The organism is Caballeronia sp. SL2Y3 (assembly GCF_022879575.1).
In the GTDB taxonomy this organism is placed as follows: domain Bacteria; phylum Pseudomonadota; class Gammaproteobacteria; order Burkholderiales; family Burkholderiaceae; genus Caballeronia.
The window spans coordinates 176,587-203,580 of sequence record NZ_CP084260.1 but is presented as its reverse complement, the minus strand read 5'-3'; the positions used below and the strand labels follow the sequence as shown (position 1 = coordinate 203,580).

General features: G+C 63.7%; 32 protein-coding genes. 8 read left to right on the top strand and 24 right to left on the bottom strand.

What is annotated here, in order from left to right:
- Nucleotides 1–5 precede the first annotated feature (5 nt).
- Complete coding sequence (locus LDZ26_RS01005) at nucleotides 6–812, top strand: bifunctional helix-turn-helix transcriptional regulator/GNAT family N-acetyltransferase (RefSeq protein ID WP_244848807.1); 807 nt, start codon at nucleotides 6–8, stop codon at nucleotides 810–812.
- A 61-nt stretch (nucleotides 813–873) separates the two neighbouring features.
- On the opposite strand, the gene LDZ26_RS01000 is transcribed toward LDZ26_RS01005, so the two are convergent.
- Complete coding sequence (locus LDZ26_RS01000) at nucleotides 874–1,686, bottom strand: MetQ/NlpA family ABC transporter substrate-binding protein (RefSeq protein ID WP_244847776.1); 813 nt, start codon at nucleotides 1,684–1,686, stop codon at nucleotides 874–876.
- A 187-nt stretch (nucleotides 1,687–1,873) separates the two neighbouring features.
- Between LDZ26_RS01000 and LDZ26_RS00995 the strand changes: the two genes are divergently transcribed.
- On the top strand, nucleotides 1,874–2,170 hold the full coding sequence (locus LDZ26_RS00995; protein WP_244847775.1) for a YciI family protein: 297 nt from the start codon (nucleotides 1,874–1,876) through the stop codon (nucleotides 2,168–2,170).
- A gap of 46 nt (nucleotides 2,171–2,216) precedes the next feature.
- On the opposite strand, the gene LDZ26_RS00990 is transcribed toward LDZ26_RS00995, so the two are convergent.
- The 5 genes from LDZ26_RS00990 to LDZ26_RS00970 are packed head-to-tail and all read right to left on the bottom strand — an operon-like array spanning nucleotide 2,217 to nucleotide 6,266.
- Nucleotides 2,217–2,807 (bottom strand): SCO family protein, encoded by a 591-nt coding sequence (locus LDZ26_RS00990; RefSeq protein WP_244847774.1) that lies wholly within the window; start codon nucleotides 2,805–2,807, stop codon nucleotides 2,217–2,219.
- On the bottom strand, nucleotides 2,804–3,709 hold the full coding sequence (gene cyoE, locus LDZ26_RS00985; protein WP_244847773.1) for a heme o synthase: 906 nt from the start codon (nucleotides 3,707–3,709) through the stop codon (nucleotides 2,804–2,806). The genes LDZ26_RS00990 and cyoE overlap by 4 nt, the downstream gene beginning before the upstream one ends.
- A gap of 12 nt (nucleotides 3,710–3,721) precedes the next feature.
- Nucleotides 3,722–4,834 (bottom strand): heme A synthase, encoded by a 1,113-nt coding sequence (locus LDZ26_RS00980; protein WP_244847772.1) that lies wholly within the window; start codon nucleotides 4,832–4,834, stop codon nucleotides 3,722–3,724.
- Between the two features lie 21 nt (nucleotides 4,835–4,855).
- Nucleotides 4,856–5,494, bottom strand: a complete 639-nt coding sequence (locus tag LDZ26_RS00975; protein ID WP_244847771.1) for a cytochrome C oxidase subunit I — start codon at nucleotides 5,492–5,494, stop codon at nucleotides 4,856–4,858.
- A 22-nt stretch (nucleotides 5,495–5,516) separates the two neighbouring features.
- Entirely contained in the window at nucleotides 5,517–6,266 is a 750-nt protein-coding gene (locus LDZ26_RS00970; RefSeq protein ID WP_244847770.1) for an SURF1 family protein, read from the bottom strand.
- A gap of 130 nt (nucleotides 6,267–6,396) precedes the next feature.
- Between LDZ26_RS00970 and LDZ26_RS00965 the strand changes: the two genes are divergently transcribed.
- A complete protein-coding gene (locus LDZ26_RS00965; protein ID WP_035961831.1) occupies nucleotides 6,397–6,606 on the top strand; it encodes a twin transmembrane helix small protein in 210 nt (69 codons plus the stop codon).
- 138 nt (nucleotides 6,607–6,744) lie between these two features.
- On the opposite strand, the gene LDZ26_RS00960 is transcribed toward LDZ26_RS00965, so the two are convergent.
- The 8 genes from LDZ26_RS00960 to LDZ26_RS00925 form a co-directional block, all read right to left on the bottom strand.
- Nucleotides 6,745–7,602 (bottom strand): cytochrome c oxidase subunit 3, encoded by an 858-nt coding sequence (locus tag LDZ26_RS00960; protein WP_244847769.1) that lies wholly within the window; start codon nucleotides 7,600–7,602, stop codon nucleotides 6,745–6,747.
- A gap of 79 nt (nucleotides 7,603–7,681) precedes the next feature.
- Nucleotides 7,682–7,882, bottom strand: coding sequence for a DUF2970 domain-containing protein (locus tag LDZ26_RS00955; protein WP_244848805.1), 201 nt, complete (start codon nucleotides 7,880–7,882; stop codon nucleotides 7,682–7,684).
- 5 nt (nucleotides 7,883–7,887) lie between these two features.
- A complete protein-coding gene (locus LDZ26_RS00950) occupies nucleotides 7,888–8,409 on the bottom strand; it encodes a cytochrome c oxidase assembly protein (RefSeq protein ID WP_370650656.1) in 522 nt (173 codons plus the stop codon).
- 52 nt (nucleotides 8,410–8,461) lie between these two features.
- Nucleotides 8,462–8,602 (bottom strand): cytochrome oxidase small assembly protein, encoded by a 141-nt coding sequence (locus tag LDZ26_RS00945; protein WP_244847767.1) that lies wholly within the window; start codon nucleotides 8,600–8,602, stop codon nucleotides 8,462–8,464.
- 62 nt (nucleotides 8,603–8,664) lie between these two features.
- Nucleotides 8,665–10,278, bottom strand: a complete 1,614-nt coding sequence (gene ctaD, locus LDZ26_RS00940; RefSeq protein ID WP_244847766.1) for a cytochrome c oxidase subunit I — start codon at nucleotides 10,276–10,278, stop codon at nucleotides 8,665–8,667.
- Between the two features lie 95 nt (nucleotides 10,279–10,373).
- The gene (gene coxB, locus LDZ26_RS00935) at nucleotides 10,374–11,990 is read right to left on the bottom strand and encodes a cytochrome c oxidase subunit II (protein ID WP_244847765.1); all 1,617 of its coding nucleotides are present in this window, start codon (nucleotides 11,988–11,990) and stop codon (nucleotides 10,374–10,376) included.
- 50 nt (nucleotides 11,991–12,040) lie between these two features.
- Nucleotides 12,041–12,517: a DUF2244 domain-containing protein gene (locus LDZ26_RS00930; protein ID WP_244847764.1), complete on the bottom strand. Its 477-nt coding sequence runs from the start codon at nucleotides 12,515–12,517 to the stop codon at nucleotides 12,041–12,043.
- A 269-nt stretch (nucleotides 12,518–12,786) separates the two neighbouring features.
- Nucleotides 12,787–13,782 (bottom strand): methyltransferase domain-containing protein, encoded by a 996-nt coding sequence (locus LDZ26_RS00925; protein WP_244848803.1) that lies wholly within the window; start codon nucleotides 13,780–13,782, stop codon nucleotides 12,787–12,789.
- Between the two features lie 117 nt (nucleotides 13,783–13,899).
- Between LDZ26_RS00925 and LDZ26_RS00920 the strand changes: the two genes are divergently transcribed.
- Nucleotides 13,900–14,673, top strand: a complete 774-nt coding sequence (locus LDZ26_RS00920; protein WP_244847763.1) for a ComF family protein — start codon at nucleotides 13,900–13,902, stop codon at nucleotides 14,671–14,673.
- A 24-nt stretch (nucleotides 14,674–14,697) separates the two neighbouring features.
- Nucleotides 14,698–15,168: a tRNA (uridine(34)/cytosine(34)/5-carboxymethylaminomethyluridine(34)-2'-O)-methyltransferase TrmL gene (gene trmL / locus LDZ26_RS00915; RefSeq protein ID WP_244847762.1), complete on the top strand. Its 471-nt coding sequence runs from the start codon at nucleotides 14,698–14,700 to the stop codon at nucleotides 15,166–15,168.
- Here the strand turns inward: trmL and LDZ26_RS00910 are convergent.
- From LDZ26_RS00910 to LDZ26_RS00890, 5 genes are read right to left on the bottom strand one after another with little or no spacing between them, the layout of a single operon-like run.
- Nucleotides 15,141–15,671 (bottom strand): O-acetyl-ADP-ribose deacetylase, encoded by a 531-nt coding sequence (locus LDZ26_RS00910; protein ID WP_244847761.1) that lies wholly within the window; start codon nucleotides 15,669–15,671, stop codon nucleotides 15,141–15,143. The genes trmL and LDZ26_RS00910 overlap by 28 nt on opposite strands.
- Nucleotides 15,672–15,696: 25 nt before the next feature.
- Nucleotides 15,697–16,695 (bottom strand): NAD(P)H-dependent glycerol-3-phosphate dehydrogenase, encoded by a 999-nt coding sequence (locus LDZ26_RS00905; RefSeq protein WP_244847760.1) that lies wholly within the window; start codon nucleotides 16,693–16,695, stop codon nucleotides 15,697–15,699.
- Nucleotides 16,696–16,733: 38 nt separating this feature from the next.
- Nucleotides 16,734–17,204, bottom strand: a complete 471-nt coding sequence (gene secB / locus LDZ26_RS00900; RefSeq protein WP_175939231.1) for a protein-export chaperone SecB — start codon at nucleotides 17,202–17,204, stop codon at nucleotides 16,734–16,736.
- 57 nt (nucleotides 17,205–17,261) lie between these two features.
- On the bottom strand, nucleotides 17,262–17,522 hold the full coding sequence (gene grxC, locus LDZ26_RS00895) for a glutaredoxin 3 (protein ID WP_175939229.1): 261 nt from the start codon (nucleotides 17,520–17,522) through the stop codon (nucleotides 17,262–17,264).
- Nucleotides 17,519–17,944, bottom strand: coding sequence for a rhodanese-like domain-containing protein (locus LDZ26_RS00890; RefSeq protein ID WP_244847759.1), 426 nt, complete (start codon nucleotides 17,942–17,944; stop codon nucleotides 17,519–17,521). The genes grxC and LDZ26_RS00890 overlap by 4 nt, the downstream gene beginning before the upstream one ends.
- Nucleotides 17,945–18,128: 184 nt before the next feature.
- On the opposite strand from LDZ26_RS00890, the gene gpmA reads away from it, so the two are divergent.
- The 3 genes from gpmA to LDZ26_RS00875 all read left to right on the top strand — a co-directional run bounded on the left by gpmA (nucleotide 18,129) and on the right by LDZ26_RS00875 (nucleotide 21,534).
- Nucleotides 18,129–18,875, top strand: coding sequence for a 2,3-diphosphoglycerate-dependent phosphoglycerate mutase (gene gpmA, locus LDZ26_RS00885; RefSeq protein WP_244847758.1), 747 nt, complete (start codon nucleotides 18,129–18,131; stop codon nucleotides 18,873–18,875).
- Between the two features lie 260 nt (nucleotides 18,876–19,135).
- On the top strand, nucleotides 19,136–20,719 hold the full coding sequence (locus LDZ26_RS00880; RefSeq protein WP_244847757.1) for a S41 family peptidase: 1,584 nt from the start codon (nucleotides 19,136–19,138) through the stop codon (nucleotides 20,717–20,719).
- A 59-nt stretch (nucleotides 20,720–20,778) separates the two neighbouring features.
- On the top strand, nucleotides 20,779–21,534 hold the full coding sequence (locus tag LDZ26_RS00875; protein ID WP_244847756.1) for a molybdopterin-synthase adenylyltransferase MoeB: 756 nt from the start codon (nucleotides 20,779–20,781) through the stop codon (nucleotides 21,532–21,534).
- Nucleotides 21,535–21,537: 3 nt separating this feature from the next.
- On the opposite strand, the gene ptsP is transcribed toward LDZ26_RS00875, so the two are convergent.
- From ptsP to gshA, 5 genes are all read right to left on the bottom strand, one after another.
- Nucleotides 21,538–23,298: a phosphoenolpyruvate--protein phosphotransferase gene (gene ptsP, locus LDZ26_RS00870; protein WP_244847755.1), complete on the bottom strand. Its 1,761-nt coding sequence runs from the start codon at nucleotides 23,296–23,298 to the stop codon at nucleotides 21,538–21,540.
- A gap of 227 nt (nucleotides 23,299–23,525) precedes the next feature.
- Entirely contained in the window at nucleotides 23,526–23,795 is a 270-nt protein-coding gene (locus tag LDZ26_RS00865; RefSeq protein ID WP_244847754.1) for an HPr family phosphocarrier protein, read from the bottom strand.
- A gap of 36 nt (nucleotides 23,796–23,831) precedes the next feature.
- Complete coding sequence (locus LDZ26_RS00860) at nucleotides 23,832–24,320, bottom strand: PTS sugar transporter subunit IIA (RefSeq protein WP_244847753.1); 489 nt, start codon at nucleotides 24,318–24,320, stop codon at nucleotides 23,832–23,834.
- Nucleotides 24,321–24,557: 237 nt separating this feature from the next.
- Nucleotides 24,558–25,514, bottom strand: coding sequence for a glutathione synthase (gshB, locus tag LDZ26_RS00855; protein ID WP_244847752.1), 957 nt, complete (start codon nucleotides 25,512–25,514; stop codon nucleotides 24,558–24,560).
- 50 nt (nucleotides 25,515–25,564) lie between these two features.
- A complete protein-coding gene (gshA, locus tag LDZ26_RS00850; protein ID WP_175939214.1) occupies nucleotides 25,565–26,854 on the bottom strand; it encodes a glutamate--cysteine ligase in 1,290 nt (429 codons plus the stop codon).
- Between the last annotated feature and the right edge of the window lie 140 nt (nucleotides 26,855–26,994).

The window sequence follows — 26,994 nt, the reverse complement described above, 5'->3', positions numbered from 1 at the left end:
CGGAAGTGCGCATTCTTCACGAGCTTGCGCACGAACGCGCGCACACGGCAGCGGATCTGGCGCGCAACCTCGGGCTGGATACCGGATATCTCAGCCGTCTCATCACCAATTTCCAGAAGCTGGGTCTCGTCGTGCGCCGGAAGAACGAAGCCGACGCCCGCGCGCATCTTCTGACCATGACGCCCGAAGCGAAAGCCAAGGTGGATGAACTCGATCTGCACGTCTCTTCCGAAACGGCGTCGCTATTGAATTCGCTCGCGCCGGGCGAGATCGAGCAGTTGTCGCTGGCCATGGCGGACATCGAGCGGCTCTTGTCGCCGGCTTCGCACGCAGCGCCCACGCGCTTGCGCAGCCCCCGCTGCGGCGACTTCGGTTGGATGATCGAACGTCACGCGCACCTCGACGTTTCCGACCGCGCGAGTCTCGCCTACGAGGCTCACGCGGCAAAGGTCGTGTCGCGCTTTCTCGGCGCCATGCAGGCGGACACGCCGCGTATCGCGTGCTGGGTCGCGGAACAGGAAGGCGACGCGCGCGTCGGCGCTGCGTTGCTGACCGCCGCGTCGGACGGCCAGGCGTGCATCGAGTTGTTGTTCGTGGAGCCGGGCGCGCGCCGTCGGGGGCTGGGCGGACAGCTCGTCGCCGCGTGTACGAACTTCGCTCAGGGCGCGGGCTACGAAAGCGTCGTGTGCCGGCTCGATCAAGCGCGCGAAGATTTGTGCGGGCTTTTCATGCGCACCGGATTCAAGGCGCAACAGGGCGTGGACGCAAGCCTCGTCTGGGAGCGCGAGTTGCGGCGCATTTACGCCGACTAAACGTCGCAAATGAAAACGGCGTCTTGGGAGACGCCGTTTTCGTACTTCAGATTGCCGTCGCTCAGAACGAAGGCACGACCGAGCCTTTGAACTCGCTCTTCAGGAACTGGCGCACGTCGTCGGACTGGTACGCGGCGACCAGCTTCTTCACCCACGGCTGATCCTTGTCCTTCGTGCGCACCGCGATCAGGTTCGCGTACGGGCTATGCACGTCTTCCAGCGCGATCGCATCTTTGGTCGGCTGCAGGCCCGCAGCCAGCGCGAAGTTCGTGTTGATGGCGGCGGCGTCGACATCGGCGAGCGTGCGCGGCAATTGCGCGGCGTCGAGTTCGACGAGCTTGATCTTCTTCGGATTCTCCGCGACGTCGAGGGCCGTCGCGTTGTTGCCGTTCGCGCCCGCGCCCGCCTTCAGCTTGATGACGCCTTGCGTTTGCAGAAGCAACAGCGCGCGATTCTCGTTCGACGGATCGTTCGGCACCGCGACCTTCGCGCCTTGCGGCAAGTCCTTCAGCGACTTCAGCTTCTTGGAGTAGACGCCGAGCGGCGAGATGTAGGTGAGTCCCGCGCTCACAATTTTGTAGCCGCGCTGCTTGATCTGGCTGTCCAGATACGGCTGATGCTGGAAGCTGTTCGCATCGAGATCGCCGGCGTCGAGCGCGGCGTTCGGCTGAACGTAGTCGTTGAACTCGACCACCTTCACGTTGAGGCCCTCGCGCTTGGCGACCTTCTGTACGACTTGCCAAATTTGAGCGTCAGGGCCGCTGATGGTGCCGACCTTGATGATCTTGTCGTCGGCGTGTGCCGAGAAACTCGCGACGAACGCGGCCGACACCACGACGGCCGCCAGGGCTTTGAGCATATTTCTGCGCTGCATGGTCTTCCTGTTTCAAATGCAAATGACTGCGGGATAACTTATGCCGGCTCCGGCGCGAGCGGCGGGCCGGCGTGCCGAATGTTCGCACAGCGTTGATGCGAGCGGAAATACAGTTTCCTCATGTGAATATCCGGCGCACTGTCCGCTTAGAATCGGGCCTGGGACCCACTTTCGGACGGCGATAAACATGTATGTGATCAACCTGCGATACACCGGCGCGCTCGCCGAAATCGACGATGCGCTTGAAGAACACCGCCTCTTCCTCGAACGCTACTTCGCGGCGGGCGTATTCGTGATGGCGGGGCCGAAGGTTCCCCGCGACGGCGGCGTGATCATCGCGTCGGGCATCGACCGGGCGTGGCTCGACGAGATCATCGCGGAAGATCCGTTCGCCCGGCAGCAACTCGCGCATTACGAGATCATGGAATTCAAGGCGACGCGTCTGGCGCCGGGATGGAAACTGCCGCAGCCGTCGAAGGCGTAACGCAGAACGCAAAAGCGGCCCGCAGGCCGCTTTCTGAACCCGCCGATCAGTCGATCAGCAACTTCAGATCGTGGACCCAGGGTTCGACGCCTTGTCCGTCGCGGGCGAAAAGCCGCAGCTTGCCGTCTTTGTCGAACACGTAGCTCGCGGCGGTGTGATCCATCGTGTAGTCGCCGGGCGTCTTGCCCGCCGCCCTCGCGTAGTAGACGCGGAAGTCCTTCGCGACTTTCTGCAACTCAGCGTCATTGGCCGGGCGCAAGCCAATGTACGCCGGGTTGAACGCGGTCACGTACTGGCCGAGCAGGCTGGGCGTATCGCGCGCGGGATCGACGGTGACCATCAGCACTTGCACGTCCTTCGCCTTGTCGCCGAGCTGTTGCATGGCTTGCGACAGCTCCGCGAGCGTCGTCGGGCAGACGTCCGGGCAATGCGTGTAGCCGAAGAACAGCACGACCGCCTTGCCTTTGAAGTCAGCGAGCGTGCGCGTCTTTCCGGTCGTATCGGGCAACGAAAAGTCGCTGCCGAATTGCTTGTTGCCGGTAATGTCGAGGTTCTTGAAGTCGGGCGCCTTATCGCATGCGCACAGCGCCACCGCGCAGACCAACAGCGCGAACAGCCGACAAACGATCTGCCTCATGCGCCGATCACCGTGCGAACGTAGTGGTCGACGAGCAGCGCGCCGAAGAGCAGCGACAAATACACGATGGAATAGCGAAAAGTCTTGCGCGCAAGGGCGTCCGAGTAATCGCGGTATAGCTTCCACGTGTAGCCCAGAAAGACCGCGCCGAGTCCGACCGCGCTCGCCAGATACACCACGCCGCTCATGCCGGAAATGAACGGCATCAACGTGACCGCGAATAGCACGATGGTGTACAGAAAAATGTTCAGCAGCGTGTACTTTTCGCCATGCGTGACGGGCAGCATCGGCAGGCCGGCGTTCTCGTAGTCTTTGCGGCGATAAAGCGCGAGCGCCCAGAAATGCGGCGGCGTCCAGACAAAGATGATGAGCACGAGAATCCACGCGTCGCCAGGCACTGCGCCCGTGACCGCCGCCCACCCCAGCGCGGGCGGCATGGCGCCTGACGCGCCGCCGATCACGATGTTCTGCGGCGTGTACGGCTTGAGCAGCAGCGTATAAATGACCGCGTAGCCAACGAAAGTCGCGAGCGTGAGCCACATCGTCAGCGGATTGGTGAAGCGGTACAGCGTCCACATGCCGATGCCGCCGAGCACGGCCGAGAACGTCAGAATCTGCGCGCTCGTAATTTGCCCACGCGCCGACGGACGCCATGCGGTGCGGCGCATCTTCGCATCCACTTTCTGCTCGACGAGGCAGTTGATGGCGAACGCCGCGCCCGCCAGCAGCCAGATGCCGATGCCGCCGCCGAGCAGCTTGGTCCACGGAACCATGCCGGGCGTCGACAGAAACATGCCGATGACGGCGCAGAAGACGGCGAGCTGCGTGACGCGCGGCTTCGTCAGCGCAATGTATTGCGAGACGCGGCTGCCGAGAGGGGAATTGAGTGTCGTGCTATCCATGGGAAGGCGCCATCACGCTGAAACGACGTCGCGTGCGGGGAGCGCGGCGCGGCCGGGACGGCTGGAAGAGATTCGAAAGTTTAGCATGACGAGCAGGAGCAGCACGATCGCGGCCCCGCCGTTATGGGCGACGGCAATAGGCAGCGGCCATTGCAGCACGATGTTCGACATGCCGGTCAGAAACTGAATGACGATGACCGCCAGCACGCCGTTCGCCGGCTTGCGCAGCGATTCGAAGCGGCGCAGTTTCGCGGCCAGCCACAGCAGATACAGTACGACGACCACCGCGAACGTGCGATGCGTCCAGTGGATCGCAACGAGCGCGTCCTGCGAGATCACGTCGCCGTCGCCCGTCATGCCGAGCGCGCGCCACAGGTGAAAGCCGTGTTCGAAGTTCATCGGCGGAATCCATTGGCCGTTGCAAAGCGGGAAGTCGGTGCAGGCCAGTACAGCATAGTTCGTGCTCACCCAGCCGCCGAGCGCGATCTGCACGACGAGCAACGTGAGCCCGAACAGCGCGGCGGGCATCCAGCGCGCGGCCGCGGGATCGAGCGACGGAATCGGCGTCTGGCGCGCCGCGAGCCAGCCGAGCGCGCCAAGCAGCGCGAGCCCGAGCAGCAAATGCGTCGTGACGATGACGGGTTGCAGCTTCAACGTGACGGTCCACGCGCCGAACGCGCCTTGCAGGCAGATCAGCAGCAGGATGCCGGTGGGCCACCACGGCGACACGTGCAGCGGACGACGCTTGATGCGCGCCGTCCACGCGATGATGACCTGCGCGATGATCAGCACGCCGATTGCCATCGCAAAGTAGCGGTGCAGCATCTCGATCCACGCCTTGACCATGCTGACCGGACCGGTGGGCATCGCCTGATACGCGGCGGCGATTTGCGCGTGCGCGATGAACGGCGACGACGTGCCGTAGCAGCCCGGCCAGTCGGGGCAGCCGAGGCCGGAATCGGTCAGGCGCGTGAAGCCGCCGAACATGATCAGATCGAGCGTCAGAAACGTGGTCAGCCAGACGAGCTTGCGGAACTTGTTGTCATCGGCTTTCACCCAGACGAAGGACAGCGGCAGCAGCGCAATGCACAAGCCGATCATCCCCAATTGCAATACATAACTCATGTTTCACCTTCAACCCGCGTGTTAGCCGATCCGCGACCACTTCAGCAGCTTCGCCAGATCCGCGTTGATCTTCTTGGGATCGGGATTCTTCGGGAAGCGCATCATCAGATTGCCGTTCGGGTCCACCAGATAGATGTGGTCCGTGATGCTGCCGCCGTCAGCGACCGGCAGCCAGTCGGCGACCGCGCGCGGATCGGCGATCAGCATGCGCGTGTCCGGCTGCGGATACGCCGTCTTGATGACATCGGCCACAGGCTTGTCATCCGTGCGCAGCCAGACGTTGACCACGCGGTCGCGTTCCGCCGATTGCAGCACGCGAACCTGCCGCATGTAGTAAAGGCGCGTGACGCATTGCTCGTCGCAAGCGCTGCCGTTGACGGTGATCATCAGCCACTTGCCTTCGAGTGACTTGAGCGGCATGGTCTGCCCTTTCTCGTTCGTCACGACGAGTTGCGCCGGAATGGGCCGTTGCGGGTCGATCAGCGCGCCGTAGCTCGACGTGCCGCCCGCCGGCTTGAACACGTAGTACATCAGATACGAAGCGATGACGGGCGCCGCGCAGACGAGCGCGAGCAGCACGAGCATCCAGCGCCCGCTGCTCCACGATCCTCTCGGGGGCGTGCGGGGCTTGTCGGCAGTCGTGGGACGTTGAGATGGCATCAAGAATTCGGTGAGAGTTGGGTCACGCGTGGTCGGCGGCTTCGTCGTCGCGGTCGTCTACGAGACGCGTGTCGTCTTTCTTCGCGGCGCGGCGGGCGGCGTACAGCCCGAAGCCCACGGCGGCGGCGGCCATGCCCCACCACTGGAGCATGTAGCCGTAATTGCGCTCCACGCCCATCGTCGGCGCGGGCCAGTCGCGCACGAGCCGGTCGTGCGTGTCGTTCGTCTGCTGGATCACGAACGGCTGAAACGCGAGCCCGGTTTCGGCGGCATAGGCGGGAATGCTGAGATTCTGGCGAATCTGCTGATGCCCGGCCGATCCGCCCGTTCCCAGTTCGAACGCCTGCGACGGATTGGCGCGGGCAATGCCTTCGACCTCGACGGTGCCCTTCGGCGTCTCGTACGGCTCGATGCCCGTGCGATCAGCCAGATTGCGCGGCAGCCATCCGCGATTGACGAGCACGTAGCCGCCGCCCTCGAGTTTAAGCGGCATCACGACATAAAAGCCCGGCTGGTCGTTATACGGACGATTATCGAGATAGACGACGCGCTCCGGCATGAACTCGCCGCGCGCCTGCACCCGGTGGAATTCGACGGATTGCAGCGGCATCGGTTCGACGCCCACGCGCGTTGCCGGCGCATTCGCGAAGGCCGTGATGCGCGCGTTGAGCGCCTCTTTCTGATGCGCGCGGTCGCGCTGCCAGAAGCCGAGGCGCACCGTTACGGCAACGACGATCAAGATGACAAGCGTGGGCCAAAAGCGGATCTTCATGACCGCAGCCGCCGCGCGACGGTGTGCGCCGCCGCGCGGCGCGATCCGTCGAGTGAGATAATGAGATGACTCGTTTCCATACTGCTCGATGCGTTATCCGGGCAAGTTGAGCAACTTTGCCGGCTGGTTTATGCACATTATCGTCGCCATCGCTTTCATCCTCATTCTCGGCAGCCTCGGCTCGGCGCTGTACTTCATGATGACCGACCGCGGCAAGACCAAGCGGATGGTGTGGTCGCTCGCCATGCGCGTCGGGCTTTCCATCTCGCTGTTCCTGTTCATCCTGTTCGCGCACTGGATGGGCTGGATTCAGTCGACGGGCATTCCCCTCGGACGATAACCCGCCGCGAAGGTTCGCAAGAACGAGGCGTATTGTCGCGCCAACGTCGCGGCAACGTCGCGAAACAAAACAAAACGCCGCCCTCGAACGTCAGGGCGGCGTGCTTGCGCTGCGGGCCTGAAGCCCGCGAAGACGCAGTTACAGCCAGTAGACAACGACGTACAACCCGAGCCACACGACGTCCACGAAGTGCCAGTACCACGCGGCGCCTTCGAACGCGAAGTGATGCTCCGCCGTGAAGTGTCCGCGAATCAGCCGGACCATCACCACAGCCAGCATCGTGCCGCCCAGGAACACGTGAAAGCCGTGGAAGCCCGTGAGCAGGAAGAACGTCGAGCCGTACACGCCGGATGCGAGCGTCAGGTTCAATTCGTTGTACGCGTGGAAGTATTCGTAGCCCTGGCAGAACAGGAAGATGACGCCGAGCAGCACAGTCGCGGCGAGCCAGCCGATCGCCTTCTTGCGATGATCTTCACGCAGCGCGTGGTGCGCGACCGTCAGCGTCGCGCCCGACGAAAGCAGCAGCGCCGTGTTGATGGTCGGCAGAGGCCACGGCACCATTGCGCGGAAATGCGGGACCAGCGCGGCGGGACCGTTGTTCGGCCACACGGCGGAGAAGTCCGGCCAGATCAGCTTGTAGTCGAGACTGCCGAGCTCGTGCAGCGCGATGGCGCGCGCATAGAAGAGCGCGCCGAAGAACGCGCCGAAGAACATGACTTCGGAGAAGATGAACCAGCTCATGCTCCAGCGGTACGACACATCCACGCGCTTGCCGTACATGCCGCCTTCGGATTCGGAGATCGCGTCGCCGAACCAGTGCCACAGCACGAACAGCAGAAACAGCAGGCCGAGGAGCGTGCCGAACGGCGCCAAGGAATGCCCGTTCACCCACGCCGCCAGCGACGACAGCATTACCAGCAAGCCGCACGCAGCCATGATCGGATGCCGTGACGGATTCGGCACGAAATAGTACGGGCTCTCGTTTTGACCGCTCATCGTTGATTCTCCACTTCGATCCAGTTGCTTGAATTATTTTGCCGCAGCGCCGTTCGGCGCGAGCGCATTTCGGGTGGCCTTACCGAACTACCGCGCGCACGATCACCAGCAGCACGACGATGAAAAGCGCAGCACCAATCACGCCAGCCGCGATCAGATGCAGCGGATTCAGCTGCGCGGCGTCGTTTTCGAGGTCGGCCCGCCGCCGCACGCCGAAGAACGACCAGAACACGGCCTTCACCAGCTTCACGAACCCGCCGCCCTGCGTCTGTCCGTTCATGATGTTCACGTTCCCTTCGCTGCCGTTTTCGGCGCGTCGAGCTCGAAAAACGTGTACGACAGCGTGATCGTCTTCACGTCCTTCGGCAGCTTCGGATCGACGACGAACACCACCGGCATGCGCTTCGTTTCGTTCGGCGCGAGCGTCTGCTGGGTGAAACAGAAGCATTCGATCTTCTTGAAAAACTCGGTGGCCTGCTTCGGCGCGTAGCTCGGAATGGCCTGCGCCTTCACCGTGCGCCCCTGCTCGTTCGTCACCTGATACATCACCGTCATCACTTCGCCGGGGTGAATGTCGAGATTCGACTGCTCCGGCTTGAACTGCAGCGGCCCGCGCGCATTCGCATCGAATTCGATGGACACGGTGCGGCTCGCATCGACCTGTGTGTTCTTCGCCTCGCGCGCGCCGACATCGCGCTGCACGAGATTGTTGATGCCCGTGATCTGGCAGATCGCGCGGTACATCGGCACCAGCGCGAAGCCGAAGCCGAACATCATCGCCGCGACGACGAACAACTTGAGCAGCATCGACCGGTTGAAGGAACGGTCGATATGTGACTCTTCATGCTGAGTGGACACGTTAGCCTCGCGACAACAGGTATTGCCTGACGACGATACCCAGAAAAAAGACGGCGGCGATCAGCACCATGATGAGACCGAGCCGCTTGTTGCCCGCGCGGATGTCTTCGCGGGAGCGTCTTTTTTGTGGATTCGGGGCCATGCGTTTCTTGCTCGGGAGTCTGTGAGGCTTCGCGCGGAAGCCTCACAGAACGGAGAGACGACTTATTCGACGGTCGGCGGGTTCTCGAACGTATGGAACGGCGCCGGGCTCGGCACGGTCCATTCGAGTCCTTCCGCGCCATCCCACGGCTTGTCGCTGGCCTTTTCATGCTCGCCGCCGCCGCGATACGTCGGCAGCGCGACCGCGAACAGGAAGTACACCTGCGCGAGACCGAAACCGAACGCGCCGATGGTCGCGATCTGGTTGAAGTCCGTGAACTGCGCCGGGTAGTCCGCATAGCGGCGCGGCATGCCCGCGAGACCCAGGAAGTGCATCGGGAAGAACGTGATGTTGAAGAAGATCATCGACGTCCAGAAGTGGATCTTCCCGCGCGTTTCGTTGTACATCCAGCCGGTCCACTTCGGCGACCAGTAGTACCAGCCGGCGAACAGCGCGAAGAGCGAACCGGCCACCAGCACGTAGTGGAAGTGCGCGACCACGTAATACGTGCCGTGCATCTGGATGTCGAGCGGGGCCATCGAAAGGATCAGGCCCGTGAAGCCGCCCATCGTGAACACGAACAGGAAGCCGATCGCGAAGAGCATCGGCGTTTCGAAGGTCAGCGCGCCGCGCCACATCGTCGCGACCCAGTTGAACACCTTCACGCCCGTCGGCACGGCGATCAGCATCGTCGCGTACATGAAGAAGAGCTGGCCCGTCACCGGCATGCCGGTGGCGAACATGTGGTGCGCCCACACCATGAACGAGAGAATCGCGATCGACGCGGTGGCGTACACCATCGAGCTATAGCCGAAGAGCGGCTTGCGCGAGAACGCCGGGATCACCTGCGACACGATCCCGAACGCCGGCAAGATCATGATGTACACCTCGGGGTGGCCGAAGAACCAGAAGATGTGCTGGTACATGACCGGATCGCCGCCGCCCGCCGCGTTGAAGAACGACGTGCCGAAGTGACGGTCGAACAGCACCATCGTGATGGCGCCTGCCAGAACCGGCATCACGGCGATCAGCAGATACGCGGTGATGAGCCACGTCCACGCGAACATCGGCATCTTCATGAGCGTCATGCCCGGCGCGCGCATGTTCAGGATCGTCACGACGATGTTGATGCCGCCCATGATCGACGACGCGCCCATGATGTGGACCGCGAAAATCGCGAAGTCCATGCCGGGGCCCATCTGCGTCGAGAGCGGCGCGTACAGCGTCCAGCCCGCGGCGGTTGCGCCGCCCGGCACGAAGAACGAGCCGACGAGCAGGACGGCCGCGACCGGCAGCAGCCAGAAGCTGAAGTTGTTCATGCGCGCGAACGCCATGTCCGATGCGCCGATCTGCAGCGGCACCATCCAGTTCGCGAAGCCGACGAACGCCGGCATGATCGCGCCGAACACCATGATGAGGCCGTGCATGGTGGTCAGCTGATTGAAGAACTCGGGGCGCATGATCTGCAGGCCCGGTTCGAACAGTTCGGCGCGAATGCCGAGCGCCATCACGCCCCCGGACAGGAACATGATGAACGAGAACAGCAGATACAAGGTACCGATGTCCTTGTGGTTGGTGGCGAAAAGCCACCGGCGCCAGCCATGCGGTGTTTCGTGCGCATGGTCGTCGTGCGCGTGGTCGTGACCCGCGACTACATCGTGTCCGATGCTAGACATGACAATCATCTCCTAAAGCGAATACTCGAGGCACTTGGCGTTGCCCGCGTGCTTCTCCGTTGCCTTGAGCGAAGGAGAAGCGCACGCGAAGCATGTCAAGCAGCCGGACTGATTTCTACGCGGCGTGCTTCTTTCGCATCCGTGCCGCCCGTGACCGACTCGGGCTTCTTCAACACGATGCGTTCGTCCGAGACACCGGCCGCCTTCAGCGCGTCGCGAACGGCTTGCGCGCGCTTCTTGGCGAGGTCCGCGTTGAGGTCGGCGCCGCCGGTTGCATCCGTGAAGCCGGAAAGCGCGATCTTCGCGTCCGGATGCGCCTTCACGTAAGCGGCGGCAGCCTGCACTGCGTTGTTTGCGTCGGCGGGCAGGTCGCTCTTGCCCGTTTCGAAGTAGATGCTGGCCGGCAGCACGCCCTGCGCAGTCTGCTCGCCGGACGCCGCAGCCGGCGCGCTGGCTTCCGCCGCGCCGCTTGCCGCCGCACCGCTCGCGGCTTCGCCGCCCGCCGCTGCCGTGTGATCGCCGCCTTCGGGCATCTTGCCGTTGCGCGCGTCCGCAACCTGCTTCGGCTGCAGAACGTCGCCGGTGTGGTTGCCCCACGTGTTGCGCTCGTACGTCACGACCGATGCGATCTCGACGTCGTTGAGCGTCGTCTGCCACGGCGGCATGGCGCCCTTGCCGTGCAGCACGATATTCACGTGACCGGCGATCGGACCGTTCGCCACCTTGCTGCCGTCGAGCGCCGGGAACTGGCCCGCGCCCTTGCCGGTCGGCTGGTGGCAGACCGCGCAGTTCGACGCGTAGATCTGCGCGCCGCGCGTCTTCAGCTCGTCCATCGTGTAGGTCTTGTTGGGATCGTCGGCCGAAGAAGCCATTTTCTTCTTCTGCGTGTCGACCCACTTCGCGTAGTCGTCGGTGGACAGCACTTCCACGACGACCGGCATGTACGCGTGCTCCTTGCCGCACAGTTCCGTGCAGAAGCCGCGATACGTGCCCACCTTCTCCGCCTTGAACCACGTGTCGCGCACGAAGCCCGGAATCGCGTCCTGCTTCACGCCGAACGCCGGCACGTACCAGGAGTGAACGACGTCGTTCGCGGTGGTGATGATGCGGATCTTCTTGTCGACCGGCACGACGAGCGGGTTGTCGACTTCCTGCAGATACGTATCGGAAATCGGCGTCTGGCCGTTCACCTGGCTGCGCGGCGTGGAGAGCGTCGAGAGGAAGCTGATGCCTTCGCCCGGGCCCTTCACGTAGTCGTAGCCCCACTTCCACTGGTAGCCCGTGACCTTGACGGTCAGATCGGCGTTGGTGGTGTCCTTCATCGCGACGACGGCCTTGGTGGCCGGCAGCGCCATCAGAATGACGATGATGAACGGCACGATCGTCCAGATGATTTCGACCGTGGTGCTTTCATGGAAGTGCGCGGGCTTGAAACCCTTGGACTTGCGATGCTTGACGACCGAATAGAACATCACCCCGAACACGCCGATGAAGATGACGGTACAGATGATGAGCATGAAGATATGGAGGCCGTAGAGCTCCTCGGCGATCTTCGTCACTGGCTGCTGGAAATTGATCTCATTCACAGCGGGACCGCCAGGACTGTCGTTGACCGCCAGGGCTACGCCGGCATTGAGCAGTGCGCCCGCCGCCAGCACGCCCGAGAGGGCTCGCTTGATTGTTTTCATAGCATCCTTACCCAAAATTTCCATTCAAACCCTCGACCCCGTTGCGCATCGCGCCTGCCACACCCGGTTCCTCCTCAAGCGAGGCGCCTCAGTGACGCCTGCAGTTCGGCAGCAAATTGTTTGCGACGATGCTGTGCAAGGTGTTGTCCGACTCTCACCGACTGGCCGCGCGATACGATCGTGAGCGGTTCCCTCGGCGTCGCGCCCGTTTCGACCCGCACCCAGCGCGGATTGAACTCGAAGCGCGTTAATTCTTCGGCGTTCATCTGTTCGATCAACAACCGGTTCTCAAACAGCCGGATTCGTTCGTAGTCGACGGCGTGTCGCGCATGAATCAGAAACGCGACCGTCACGACCGTCAACTCGACTCCGGTGAACGGCAGCACCAGCCAGGCGCCGTTCAGAAAAAGCGGCGTCGCGACGGCAAGGGAAAAGAGCGCCAGCGACACATAGAAGCCCACGAACTGACGCGGCGACACCGAGCAGTTGCGTTTCATCAGCCAGTCCTTGATGACCGGCTCGGACTCCGTCAGCGTCTGGCTGACCTGCATCGCTGCCTCCATCCATCCGCACACGCAATCACATACTTTTGCTCGGATTTTGCCCAAATTTGTGTCAGTTCAGGCGACAAACTGACGCATTATAGGCGGGTTGGGTGGCATCCACAAGCAAGGGCGCAGACGTCGCAAAGCCAGATGGCACAAGCCTCTGCGCCGAATTGACGCACCTTTTGGCGTGTCCTTCGCGCGCAAATTCATGACATAACACGCACCCTCTTTACCGCCTCGCCGATCCGCCTCCCGAACTCCTTTCCGACGCGTTAGCGGTTCCTTTTCGGACCGCGTCCGATGTCTTCCAGCCGCACGATTCCATGTCCTTCCGCCGTCGTTCGCGGCACCGCTTTCCACGCGTGACCATAGATCACTTCGAACGTGAGCGGGATCGTGCCGTCGTCGCGACGCAGCGCTTCGAGCGCCTCGTGCACCGCGCGGCGCAAGGCTTCGGCGTCTGCGCGGCCGCTCGCGGCTTCACGCTCGAACGCTTCACGGCTGAACGGATAAGCGCCCCAGCGCATGACATCCGCGAGCAGCGATTCGGGCGAACGGTAGGTGATCGTCAGCACTTCCTGATCCATCACCGGAATTTCGAAGCCGCTCTCGACCAGCATGTCGCCCAGATCGTGCATGTCGACGAAGTCGATGGTGTGCGGCATCGGCGCGAGGCCAAGCGTGCGTTCGGCTTCGCGATAAGCCGCGGCAAGTTCGCGAAGCGTGTCCGGCCCGAAGGTGCTGAACATCAGCAAGCCGTTGACTTTGAGCACGCGCTGCCATTCCGGAAACACGAAGTCCGGCCGCGAATGCCAGTGCAGCGCGAGGTTCGACCACAGCAATTCGAATGCAGCCGATGCAAACGGCAACGCCGAGAAGTCCGCCTGCGCCAGTTGCGGGCCGCGTGCGCCGAACGCCTTGGCGAGCGTTGCCGGCAACAAGCGCCGCCAGCCCGCGCCGCTGTCGGCTTCCGCAGTCTCAGCCGTGCGTGCACGCGCGAGCATGGCGGAGGAAATATCGACGCCTAGCACGGACGCCTCCGGGAACCGCTCCCGCAAGCGCGGCAGGTCCGCGCCCGCGCCGCAGGCCGCATCGAGGACGCGCGCCGGCGCCACCTTGATGTATTCGAGACGCTCGCGCATGCGGTCCGCGATCTCACGCGGCAGGAACGCGACGTCGTCGAAAGCGGCGGCGCGACGGTCGAAGATCTCGCGCAAACGGCGCGGATCATAGGCCGGTCGGCCAGTTCTGGGAGACGTTGGGGACATGACGATCTGTTCGCGAAGAGTGCGAAGTATACTCGGTCGTCTTGAAATAGGCCCGGCGCAGCCTTCGCGCGTGCCGTTGCAATCGATCACCCGAGCCCGCCTCACGCGCTTTCAGCCATGTACGTCCTCCGCAATTTGCTGCCGTCTTCGGCGCGCGCCTTCGCCTTTGCGGCCGTGGCGAAGCGCGCGTTCGAACTCGCGCTGCCTAACCAGTGCGCGTTATGCGGCAATGTGTCGCAGCAATTGCTGTGCGCCGGCTGCGATGAGCAGTACTGGAACGAGCCGCGTTTCCGGTGCGCGACCTGCGCGATGCCGCTCGCGCCTTCCTATCTGCGACGCGAACGCGATGACACGCGCGCGCACTGCGCCGCGTGCCTCGAGAATCCGCCCGCGTTCAACGACACGCTCGCCATCGCGGACTATCGCGCGCCACTCGATACACTGGCGGTCGAATTGAAGTTCCGCGTGCGTCTTGCAGCGGGCGCGGAGTTCGCGCGGCACTTGCACGCGATCTTCGAAGACAGCGGCCTGCCGACGCCCGACGTGATCGTGCCGGTGCCGCTTTCGCGCCAGCGGCTCGTCGAGCGCGGCTACAACCAGGCGTGGGAAATCGCGCGTCCGCTCGCCCGGCGCCTATGCGTGCCGGCCGATCCGATGCTCGTCGCGCGCACCATCCATACCGCACAGCAGTCGCGGCTGGATGCCGATACGCGCAGGCGAAATGTCGCGTCCGCGTTCGTCGTCGAGGGCGACGTTCGTGGCAAACATATCGGCGTGGTGGACGACGTGATGACATCGGGCGCCACGCTCGATGCCCTCGCCCGCACGCTCAAGCTCGCAGGCGCGCGGCGCGTGACGAACTTCGTCGCGCTGCGCACCCCGAAAGACTAACCCCGTAGCCAAGCACTGCCATCCATGTTCAACGTCGTACTGGTCGAACCCGAAATCCCGCCGAATACCGGCAACGTCATCCGCCTGTGCGCGAACACGGGCGCGCGGCTGCATCTGATCGAGCCGCTCGGCTTTCCTCTCGACGACGCGAAGATGCGCCGCGCCGGTCTCGACTATCACGAGTACGCCGAAATGAATGTTCACGCGAACTGGGATGCGTTCATCGCGAAAGAGTCGCCCGACGCCACGCGCATGTTCGCGTTCACCACACGCGGCTCGACGCCGTTCTTCGATCATGCGTTCAAGCCCGGCGACTGGTTCGTGTTCGGCGCGGAAACGCGCGGCCTCGCGGCGGAATTGCTGGAACGCTTTCCGACCGAGCAGCGCGTGCGGCTGCCCATGCGTCCCGGCAATCGCAGCCTGAATCTGTCGAACACGGTGGCGATCGTGACGTTCGAAGCGTGGCGTCAGTCGGGCTTCGAGGGCGGCGCGTGAGCGTCGAGTTCGGCGCGATAGAGCGCGAGCATGTCGTCGCTGAAGCACGCGAAGACGACGTGCTCGACTGAACGCGCGAGCGGCAAGGTCTCGATGACCGTCGATACGGCGATCTTCACCGCGTCCTCGACAGGAAAGCGATAGATGCCGCAGCTAATGGCCGGAAACGCGATGGACGCGCACTGCGCATCGGCGGCGAGTTCAAGCGAACGCCGGTAGCAGTTTGCGAGAAACTGTGCCTCGTTGCGTTTGCCGCCGCTCCATCGCGGACCGACCGCATGGATCACGTACTTGGCGGGAAGATCGTAGGCGCCGGTAATTTTAGCGTCGCCGGTTTCGCAGCCGCCGAGCGTTTCGCACTCCCGCAAGAGACCTTTGCCCGCCTTGCGATGAATCGCGCCATCTACGCCGCCGCCGCCCAGCAGCGATTTGTTCGCCGCGTTGACGATGGCGTCGACATGAAGCGTGGTGATGTCGGCGAGAACGGCTTCGAGCTTCGCCATGCGCGTCTCCGAGAGAAACGTCGCGCTATTCCGCCTTCGAATCGCGGCTGAGCAGCGCCTGCACCGCGTCGCGCGGCGCGACGTTTTCGAAGAGCACGCGACATACCGCGTGCGTGATCGGCATGTCGATTCCATGCGACTGCGCGAGCGACAGCACTGCGCGGGCACAGCGCACGCCTTCGGCCACATGACCGAGCGCGGCGAGAATCTCGTCGAGCGTGCGGCCGGACGCGAGTTGCACGCCCACCGTGCGGTTGCGCGACAGATCGCCAGTGGCGGTCAGAATCAGATCGCCCAAACCGGTGAGGCCGGTGAACGTCTCCGCGCGACCGCCCAGCGCGACGCCGAGCCGCGACATTTCCGCGAGTCCGCGCGTGATGAGCGCGGCGCGGGCGTTCAGACCGAGGCCGAGGCCATCGGAGATGCCGGTGGCGATCGCGAGCACGTTCTTCACGGCGCCGCCCACTTCGACGCCGATGACGTCGTCGCCCGTATAGATGCGCATCGCGCCGTGGTGAAACGCGGCGACCGTCTGCGCGCACAGTTGCGCCGATGCGCTCGCCACCGTCAGCGCGACCGGCAGACCGCGCCCGACTTCGCGGGCAAAACTCGGCCCCGACAGCGTGCCGTTGCTGCGATGCGCGGGCAGTTCCGCCGCGACGACCTCGTTGGGCAGACATTGCGTGTCCGCCTCGAAGCCTTTGCAGAGCCAGACGATATGCGCCGGAACGACGCCCGCCTGCCGCATCGCGCGGCACAGCGTGCGCAGACCGGCGACGGGCGTGGCGACCACGCAAAGCGCATCGGGCGCGGCGGCATGCGCGAGCGCGGCGTCGAAATTCGCTTCGAACGAAAGCGCGCGCGGCAACGCAACGCCTGCCAGATAGCGCGTGTTTTCGTGCGAGGAAGAGAGAGATTCGATGAGCGCGGCGTCGCGCGCCCAAAGCAGGGTGTCGTGCCGCGTCGCGAGGTGGCCCGCCAATGCGGTGCCCCACGCGCCGGCGCCGAGAACGGCTACTTTCATGCTCGGCTCCGGTTCGGCAGAGTCAGTGCGGGTGACGCTCAGTGCGTCGCGCCGTTCGCCGCGCCTTCCTGCGCGCTCGCGAGCTGGGCGATGCGCTGTTCGTACAGCGCCTGGAAGTTGATTTCCGCCAGGTGGATCGGCGGGAAGCCTGCGCGCGTGATCGCGTCGGCGATGTTCGAGCGCAGATACGGGAACAGAATGGTCGGGCACGCAATGCCGACGAGCGGGTCGATCTGCTCGGCCGGGATGTTGCGAATGTCGAAGATGCCGGCTTGCTTGGCTTCGATCAGGAACGCGACCTTGTCGGCGACCTTCGCCGTGACCGTGCCCGTGACCAGCACTTCGAACACGCTTTCCGCGAGACGGTCGGCCTTCACGTCGACTTCGACTTCAACCGACGGCATTTCCTGTTCGAGGAAGATGGCGGGCGAGTTCGGCTGCTCGAGCGACATATCCTTCAGGTAAATGCGCTGGATGTTGAAAAACGGCTGGTTATTCTCGTCGGACATAGTGATTTCCTAGGTAAATCAATTGCCCGGCGCGTGGCCGGGCAGCGTGTGGTGATGTCAGGCCGACTCGAGCAGCGGCACGAGACCACCCTTGCGGTCGAGCGCCGAAAGATCGTCGTAACCGCCGACGTGCGTGTCGCCGATATAAACCTGCGGCACGGTGCGGCGCCCGGTGCGCTGCATCATCTCCTCGCGGCGCCCCGGCTCACGGTCGATCAGCACCTTCTCGATGGTTTCGACCCCGCGGGACTTTAAAAGACGTTCGGCCATCTGGCAATACGGGCACACTTGCGTGCTGTACATGACGACTTTTTTCACTTGACGGCTCCTTGTTTCACGACCGGCATTCCTGCCTTCTGCCAAGCATCAACCCCGCCTTGCAAGACGTGGACCTCAGCGTAGCCGGCTTCCGACACGGCGCGGCTGGCACGCTGCGACTGTTGACCGGTCTGGCAGACAAGCACGACCGGATTGCTCTTATTCTTCGCGATCTGGCCGATTTTTGCTTGAAGCTCCGACGCCTCGATGTTTCGGGCGGTCGGCAAGTGTCCCTTCGCGAACTCCGCAGCCGGCCGCAAGTCCACGACTACGGCGTTGCGACGGTTGATGAGCGTGGTGGCTTCCGCAGCGGAGACGCCGCCGCGACCGCGTCGCGTGATGGCCGGCCAGAGCAGCAGCGCGCCGGAAATGAGCGCAATGACGATGAGTGCAATATTCGAGTAATCGGTGAAGAACTTCACGTCTAGGGCCGCCGAAAGATAGTGGAGAAGGGAGAAAGAGAAATGAGGGCAATCCGAGCATTATAAAATATCCCTTTCCCGCGATGGCCTAGGCCATCCGGCCGATGGCGGCACTCCACGCGTGAGGGCAGGATGGCGGAGTGCGATCGGGCACCCGATTTCTCAACTGACCGACCTATCAAACATGTACAAGCTAGTGCTCATCCGCCACGGCGAATCGACGTGGAACAAGGAAAACCGGTTCACCGGCTGGGTCGACGTGGATCTCACCGAACAGGGCAACCGCGAGGCGCGCCAGGCAGGCGTGCTGCTGCGCGAGGCCGGCTACACGTTCGATATCGCGTACACGTCGGTACTCAAGCGCGCCATTCGCACGCTCTGGCACGTGCAGGACGAAATGGACCTCATGTATATCCCGGTCGTCCATGCGTGGCGTCTGAACGAGCGCCACTACGGCGCGCTCGCCGGTCTCAACAAGGCCGAGACCGCGAAAAAGTACGGCGACGAACAGGTTCTCATCTGGCGCCGCAGCTACGACACGCCGCCGCCCGCGCTCGATCCGAACGACGAGCGCGCGTCCTTCAACGATCCGCGCTACGCCAAGGTTCCCCGCGAGCAACTGCCGCTCACCGAATGCCTGAAAGACACGGTCGCGCGCGTGCTGCCGGTGTGGAACGAGTCCATCGCGCCGGCCATCAAGGCAGGCAAGCAGGTGCTGATCGCCGCTCACGGCAACTCCATGCGCGCGCTCGTGAAATATCTGGACGATATTTCCGACGCGGACATCGTCGGGCTCAACATTCCGAACGGCGTGCCGCTCGTCTATGAACTCGACGAAAACCTGAAGCCGATCAAGCACTACTATCTCGGCGACGCAGACGCCATTGCCGCGGCGCAAGCTGCCGTCGCGAAGCAGGGCAAGGCGGGCTAAAGCGCGCATTAGCGCCGGAGTTGGCGTTTGGCGGGCGTCGCTTGGCGGCGCCCGTTTCGCATCCGAACGCCCCGGATGGCGCGTGCCTGACCGCGCGCCGTCGCCGCCGACAGGCGCGCGCTTCGCCCGCAGCGAGCCAGCGCTGTCGCGGCACAAAGCGCCCGGGCATTTAAGTTGCGTTTAAGTCGCCTTTGAAAGCGAGCGGGTATACTGGCCCGTCACCCACGATGCAGCCCATTCGATTCCGCACGCACTCCTCTATGCGAAAGAACCTGAAAAACTTCAGCCTGATCGCCGCAGGCGTTGCTGTCGGCGCTCTCGCAACCCTGCAGATTTCCGCGTCCGCTCAGCAAGCCGCATCGTCACCGCTTCCGCTCGATCAACTGCGGCTCTTCGCCGAAGTGTTCGGGCAGATCAAGCACGAATACGTCGAGCCCGTCGACGACAAGAAGCTGCTCACCGCCGCGATCAAGGGCATGGTGTCGAGCCTCGATCCGCACTCGTCGTATCTCGACAAGACGGACTACGAAGAGCTTCAGGAACAGACCAAGGGCCGCTTCGCGGGCCTGGGCATCGAGATTTCGTCGGAAGACGGGCTCATCAAGGTCATCTCGCCGATCGAAGACACGCCCGCGTTCCGCGCCGGCATCCGTCCGGGCGACCTCATCACGCGCATCAACGACAAGCCGGTGCGCGGCATGACGCTCGACAAGGCCGTGAAGCAGATGCGCGGCGAACCGGGCACCAAGGTCACGCTCACCATCTTCCGCAAGAGCGACGACCGCACGTTCCCGCTCACCGTCACGCGTGCGCTGATCCGCGTGCAGTCGGTCAAGATGAAGGTGCCTGAGCCGGGCTATGGCTATGTCCGAATCACGAGCTTCCAGGAGCGCACGGTGCCGGATCTCGCGGCGAAGCTGCAAGACCTCGCGCGCCAGCAGCCGAACCTGAAGGGCCTCGTGCTCGACCTGCGCAATAACGGCGGCGGTCTGCTGCAGAGCGCGGTCGGTGTGGCGGGCGCGTTCCTGCCGGATAACGCGGTCGTCGTTTCGACGAATGGACAAATCGCGGACGCCAAGCAGACGTTCCGCGATACCTACGACAACTATCGCCTGCCTTCCTTCGATTCCGATCCGTTGAAGAACGTGCCGGACATCTTCAAGAAGGTGCCGATGGTCGTGCTGACCAACGCGTACTCGGCTTCCGCTTCGGAGATCGTCGCGGGCGCGCTGCAGGATCATCATCGCGCGCTGATCGTCGGCAAGACGACGTTCGGCAAGGGTTCGGTGCAGACGGTTCGTCCGATGACCGCCGACACCGCGCTGCGTCTGACGACGGCGTATTACTACACGCCGAGCGGCAAGTCGATCCAGAATCAGGGCGTGCGCCCGGACGTGCCGGTCGATCAATACGCGGACGGCGATCCGGACGACGCGCTCGTGACCCGCGAAGTGGATTATTCGAACCACCTCGCGAACACGCAGGATCCGAACGAGAAGAAGGAACAGGAGCAGCGCGAGCAGGATCGTCTGGACCAACTGCGTCTGCTGGAAGAGCAGAACGACAAGAAGACGCCCGAGCAGCGCCGCAAGGACCGCGACCGCAAGCCGGTGGAGTTCGGCAGCAACGACGACTTCATGCTCCAGCAGGCGCTGAACAAGCTGGAAGGCAAGACGGTCGTCGAGTCGAAGTCCTTCAGCGAGCGCAAGCTCGCGCAGAACAAGCCGGCGCGTTCCGCATCGGCGCCGGTGGTGGCTCAGCCGGCATTGCCCGCGACGCCGGGTTCGTCGCCGGCATCGGGCGCGGCGCCGGCTTCCTCGCCGACGGCGCAGCAGTCGAAGTAATCTTGGTCCAGGGCTTCGCGGCGTGAGTGCCGCGAAGCTCGTGCAGCACGTCCAGGCCGATGAACGACGACCAACTCCTCCGCTATTCCCGTCACATCCTCGTCGATGAAATCGGCATCGAAGCGCAGCAGCGTTTCCTCGATGCGCACGCGATCATCGTTGGCGCGGGCGGACTAGGCGCGCCGGCGGCGATGTATCTGGCCGCGGCGGGCGTCGGCAAGCTCACGCTCGTCGATGCCGATACCGTCGACCTCACCAACCTCCAGCGGCAGATCGTCCATGCGACGCAATCGGTCGGTCAACCGAAAGTGGAATCCGCGCGACAGACGCTGCTCGCGCTGAACCCGGACATCGAAATCCAGGCAATCAACGCCCGCGCCGACGCCGCCTGGCTCGATGCGAACGTGCCGCACGCGAGCGTCGTGCTGGATTGCAGCGACAACTTCGCCACGCGCCACGCGATCAACGCCGCGTGCGTCGCGCATGCGGTGCCGCTCGTGTCGGGCGCGGCCTTGCGCTTCGACGGACAAATCAGCACATTCGACTTTCGCTCGCCCGCGTCGCCCTGCTACGCATGCGTGTTTCCGCCGGATCAGGCGTTCGAGGAAGTCGCGTGCTCGACGATGGGCGTCTTTTCGCCGACAGTCGGCATCATCGGCGCGATGCAGGCGGCCGAAGCCCTGCGCGTGATCGGCGGCTTCGGCGAAACACTCGCTGGCCGGCTGATGATGCTCGACTCGCTGCGCATGGAATGGAACACGATGAAGATTGCGCGGCAGCCGGATTGCCCGGTCTGCGGCGCGCGTCATCTTTAAGGCTCAGGCTTTTTGCAGACGCGCGAGCGCAGCCTGAAGCTCGGCGGGCTCGTAAGCCGCGAGCACGTCCGCAACCGGCTTCTCCAGCGCCTTCAGATTCGAGCGCAAGATCTCCTGCTTCACGACGAGCAACTGGCTCGGATGCATCGAGAATTCGGTCAGGCCCAATCCTAGCAACAGGCGCGTGACGGACGGATCGCCCGCCATTTCGCCGCACACCGAGACCGGCACGCCCGCGCGCTTCGCCTCGCGCAGCGTCAGCGCGATCAGATGCAACACCGCCGGATGCAGCGGATCGTACAGATGCGCGACGGAGTTGTCCGCGCGGTCGATGGCGAGCGTGTACTGGATCAAATCGTTCGTGCCGATCGACAGGAAATCGAGCCGGCTCAGGAACAACCGCACCGCGATGGCCGCTGCGGGAATCTCGATCATCGCGCCGATCTGCACCTTGCGGTCATAGGCGATGCCCGCGTCGTCGAGCTGGCGCTTCGCTTCGCGGATCAAGTCGAGCGTCTGATCGATCTCCTGCGCGTGCGCCAGCATCGGAATCAGAATCTTCGTCGGGCCGAACGCCGACGCGCGCAGAATCGCGCGAAGTTGCGTCACGAACATTTGCGGCTCGGACAGGCTCCAGCGAATCGCGCGCAGGCCGAGCGCCGGGTTCGGCGCGGTTTCGTAGCCGTCGCCGCCGGTCATGGCATCGAGCGGCTTGTCCGCGCCCACGTCGATGGTGCGGATCGTCACCGGCTTGCCGTTCATCAGCTCGATCGCGCGCTTGTACGCCTCGAACTGCTCTTCCTCCTCCGGCAGCCGGTCCTTGTGATTCATGAACAGGAACTCGGTGCGAAAGAGGCCGACGCCCATCGCGCCCGCGTCGACTGCCACTTGCGCGTCGTCCGGCAATTCGATGTTCGCGCACAGCTCGATCTTCGTCCCGCACAGCGTCTGCGTCGGCGAGAACTTGAGGCGCTGGAGCTTGCGCTGCTCCAGCAGCTTTTCGCTTTGCCGATACGAATACTCTTCGAGAACGATGGGCGCCGGATCGACGATCACGATGCCATGATCGCCGTCCACGATGATGAGATCGTTCTGTCGAATCAGCGCGCTCGCCTGCTGCACGCCGACCGACGCCGGAATGCCGAGGCTGCGCGCGACGATCGCCGTGTGCGACGTGCGCCCGCCGAGATCGGTCACGAAGCCCTTGAACGCTTGCGTCTTGAACTGGAGCATGTCGGCGGGCGCGATATCGTGCGCGACCACGATCATCTCGTTGTGTCCGTTGCTCGCGGCCGTGTGTACGACGAGCGACGCGGCTGTCGGCGCGCCCGCCAGCGCCTTCAGCAGGCGCTCGACGACTTGCTGAATGTCCGCCTTGCGCTCGCGCAGGTATTCGTCTTCGATGTCGTCGAAGTAGCTGCCCAGAATTTCGAGTTGCTCGGTGAGCGCCCATTCGACGTTGTACCGGCGCGCGCGAATCAGGTCGATGGTCTCCTGCACGAGCATGGCGTCGTTCAGGATCATCGTGTGGACGTCGATGAACGCGCCCATTTCGGTGGGCGCGTCGGCGGCGAGGTCTTCCCGCAGTGCCTGGAGTTCCTGCGCTACGGCGGCCTGCGCCGCATGGAAACGCGCGATTTCCGCGTCGATCTGATCCGGCTCGATCAGATAATGGGCGACGTCGAGCGCGGCCGGCGCAATGAGATACGCTCGCCCGATGGCGATGCCTCGTGATACGGGAATTCCATGCAGCGTGAAGGACACGCGCACCTCCTCTAGTTGTGATGTATCCGCAGTCTCCCAGACCTGCGGCGGGCGCTTGGCCGCACAGGCAATTATAAGTTCGAACTATTCGAAAGTCCCTGCGCGGCCTGTCGCGGCGGCAGCGAGCCGATTGCGCCGTGTTACCGCGCGACTGAATGAAGCGGACGCAAAAAAGCCGCGTCGATGCGCGGCTTTTCGTTGCATGAATGCGCTTCCCGATGACGCGCTTACTGCCCTTCTCCGAACTTGTCGGCGATCAGGCCGAGTATCGCCTGCATGGCTTCGGCTTCGTCCGGGCCTTCGGTTTCGATCGTCACCGTGCTGCCAATGCCCGCTGCCAGCATCATCACGCCCATGATGCTCTTCGCGTTGATGCGGCGGCCGTTGCGGCTCATCCAGATTTCGGACTGATAGCTGCCCGCGAGTTGCGTGAGCTTCGCGGATGCGCGCGCGTGCAGCCCGAGCTTGTTCACGATGGTTGTTTCTTGTTGCTGCATGATGCTCCGAAACGCGAGTGGATGAGGGAAGCGGCGTCAGTGGCTCGCGGCTTTCGCAGCGGCGAGATCGGCGCTCGCGGAACAGGCGGGGTCCGGCGAGCCGGCCACTTTCGTTGCGAGCGCGCAGGGATTGAGCGGCGTGGACGAATCGAGTTCCTGAATGCCCTTCGACCCGCCTTGTAGGATCTTTTCCGTTAGCGTGTCGAGCGGCGTGGCGCGATAGCACACGGCACGCACGAGCATCGGCAGATTGACGCCCGCGAGCACGCGCACGTCAGCTTCAGCGAGGCTCGCCGCGATGTTCGCGGGCGTCGCGCCGAAGACATCGGTGAGCACGATGGCGCCGTTTTCTTCCTTCAGGCGGTCGATTTCCGAGCGGGCGAATGCGCGGACCTCGACGGGATCGCAGTCGGCGGTCACGTCGATGACGCCGATGCGCGCGGGCAAGCCGCCGTAGATATGAGCGACGCACTCACGAAGCGCCGTGGCGAATGGTGCGTGCGCGATGATCAGAATGCCAGCCATGTCGGGATTGCTACCTCTGTAGCGACGAATACGTCAGAGATCGCTCGAAAACGCGCGAGCGTCGCGTGTTACAGGCCATATATGCATCCGGCCGGCCGGGAAATCAACCGGCGGCGCGGGCGGCCTTCCCGTCTTGCCGGCTCGCTGAAGCTGTTCCAGCCCCAGTTTGCAAGCCGTCGGGAAGTCAATTGTAACAGTGCTGGCAGCGCGCGTTTTGCAGTGCGCCAAACGCATGGATCAGCCGACTGCGCGCTCCAGCGCGTCGATGAACATGCCCGCCACGTCGAAGCCCGTCTGATCCATGATCTCGCGAAAGCACGTGGGGCTCGTCACGTTGACTTCGGTGAGATAGTCGCCAATGGCGTCGAGCCCGGCGAGCAGCAGTCCGCGCGCCTTCAGCACCGGACCGAGCGTTTCGGCGATCTCGCGATCGCGGGCCGTCAGCGGCTGCGCGCGGCCGAGCCCGCCCGCCGCGAGATTGCCGCGCACCTCGCTGCCTTGAGGAATACGCGCGAGCGAATACGGCACGGGCTCGCCGCCGATCACCAGAATGCGCTTGTCGCCCGCCGAGATTTCGGGGATGAACTTCTGAGCCATCACCATGCGCGCGCCGTTCTCGCTCAGCATCTCGATGATCGAACCGAGATTCATGCCGTCCGCCTTCACGCGGAACACGCCCATGCCGCCCATGCCGTCGAGCGGTTTGAGAATGACATCGCCGTGCTCGGCGTGAAATGCGCGCAAGCGCGCCGGGTCACGGGTGACGAGCGTCGGCGCGACGAATTGCGGCCATTCGGCAATGGCGAGCTTCTCCGAATGATCGCGAATGGCCTGCGGTTTGTTGAACACGCGCGCGCCCGAGCGCTCGGCGATTTCGAGCAGCCACGTCGCGTTCACGTATTCGAGGTCGAACGGCGGGTCCTTGCGCATGAGCACCGCGCCGAACTTCGCGAGCGGCAGATTCTCGGGTTCCGCCGCCGAAAACCACGGCGAGCGGGCGCTGTCCGCTGCGTCGCCGACGATCTCGATGCGGCGCACGCTCGCCTCGACCGCGCTGCCCGTCCACGCGAGATGCTGCGGCTCGCACGCGTAGAGCACGTGACCGCGGCGCGCGGCTTCGGCCATCATCGCGTAGGTCGTGTCCTTGTAGATCTTGAAGTGATCGAGCGGGTCGGCGATAAAAAGAATGTCCATGGTCTTCGCTTGGGTTCACGCGGCCTGCGAGCTTACCGCAAGCCGCGCGCTTACACCTGAATGGCTTCCGGATCGGTCTTTTCGAGTTCCACGGACGCCGCGAGCAGCCCGAGCCGCGCCACGACGCCGTACATGTAGAAGCGGTTCGGCGGCGCGGCGCCCGGCTTCGCGTGCGCGTCCGGCAGCGCCGTGTGCTCGAAGCCGAGCGGCACGAAATGCATGCCCGGCGCGTTCAGATTCTGATCGCGCTCGCGAGAATCGTGCACGCGATAAAAGCCGCCGACGACATACCGGTCGATCATGTACACGACCGGCTCCGCCACCGCGTTCTCCACGCGCTCGAACGTATGCACGCCTTCCTGCACGATCACGTCGTGGACTTGCAGGCCGTCCTTCGCGTCGTTCATCTTCGCGCGCTCGCGCTTGGTGAGCGCGGCCACTTCGCTTGCGTCGTGCACGGTCATCACGCCCTTGCCGTAGGTGCCGGCGTCGGCCTTGATCACCACATACGGCTTCTCGCTGATGCCGTATTCGCGGTACTTCTTCGCAATCTTCTTGATGACGCCGTCGATGGCGTCGGCGAGCGCCTCTTCGCCCGTGCGCGCCTCGTAGTCCACGCCTTCCACATGCGCGAAGTACGGGTTCACCATCCACGGATCGATCTCGACCATCTTCGCAAACTTCTTCGCTACGTCGTCGTAGCAGGCGAAGTGCGTCGATTTGCGGCGCACGGCCCAGCCTGCATGCAGCGGCGGCAGCAGATACTGCTCGTGCAGATTTTCGAGGACAGGCGGAATGCCCGCCGAAAGGTCGTTGTTGAGCAGAATCGAGCAGGGATCGAAGTTCTTGAGCCCGAGCCTGCGCGGCGTGCGTTCGAGCGGCTCCAGCACGATCTTCTGGCCATCGGCGAGCGGAATCGTCACCGGGCCGTGGATGTTTTCATCGAGCGTGCCGAAGCGGACGTTTAAGCCCGCCTGCCGCATGATGGTCGCGAGCCGCGCGACGTTTTCCAGATAGAACGCGTTGCGCGTGTGGCGCTCCGGAATCACGAGCAGATTCTTCGCGTCGGGACAGATCTTCTCGATGGACGCCATGGCCGCCTGCACGGCGAGCGGCAGCACTTCCTGCGGCAGATTGTTGAATCCGCCGGGAAAGAGGTTGGTGTCGACGGGCGCGAGCTTGAACCCTGCGTTACGCAGATCGACGGAACAGTAAAACGGCGGCGTGTGCTCTTGCCATTCGAGACGGAACCACCGCTCGATGGCGGGCGTGGCCTCGAGGATTTTCCGCTCGAGATCGAGCAGAGGGCCACTCAACGCCGTAACTAAGTGCGGGACCATTGATTTCTCGCGGACAGCTTTGCACGGGACCGGAACAATATGTCCGGCCGATAGAAGACCAAAAATTGTAGAGCAATTGTTTTGCCTAATTGGGGATGAGCCGCCAATTACCAAGGTCTCCTGCGCCCCGTCCGGCAATG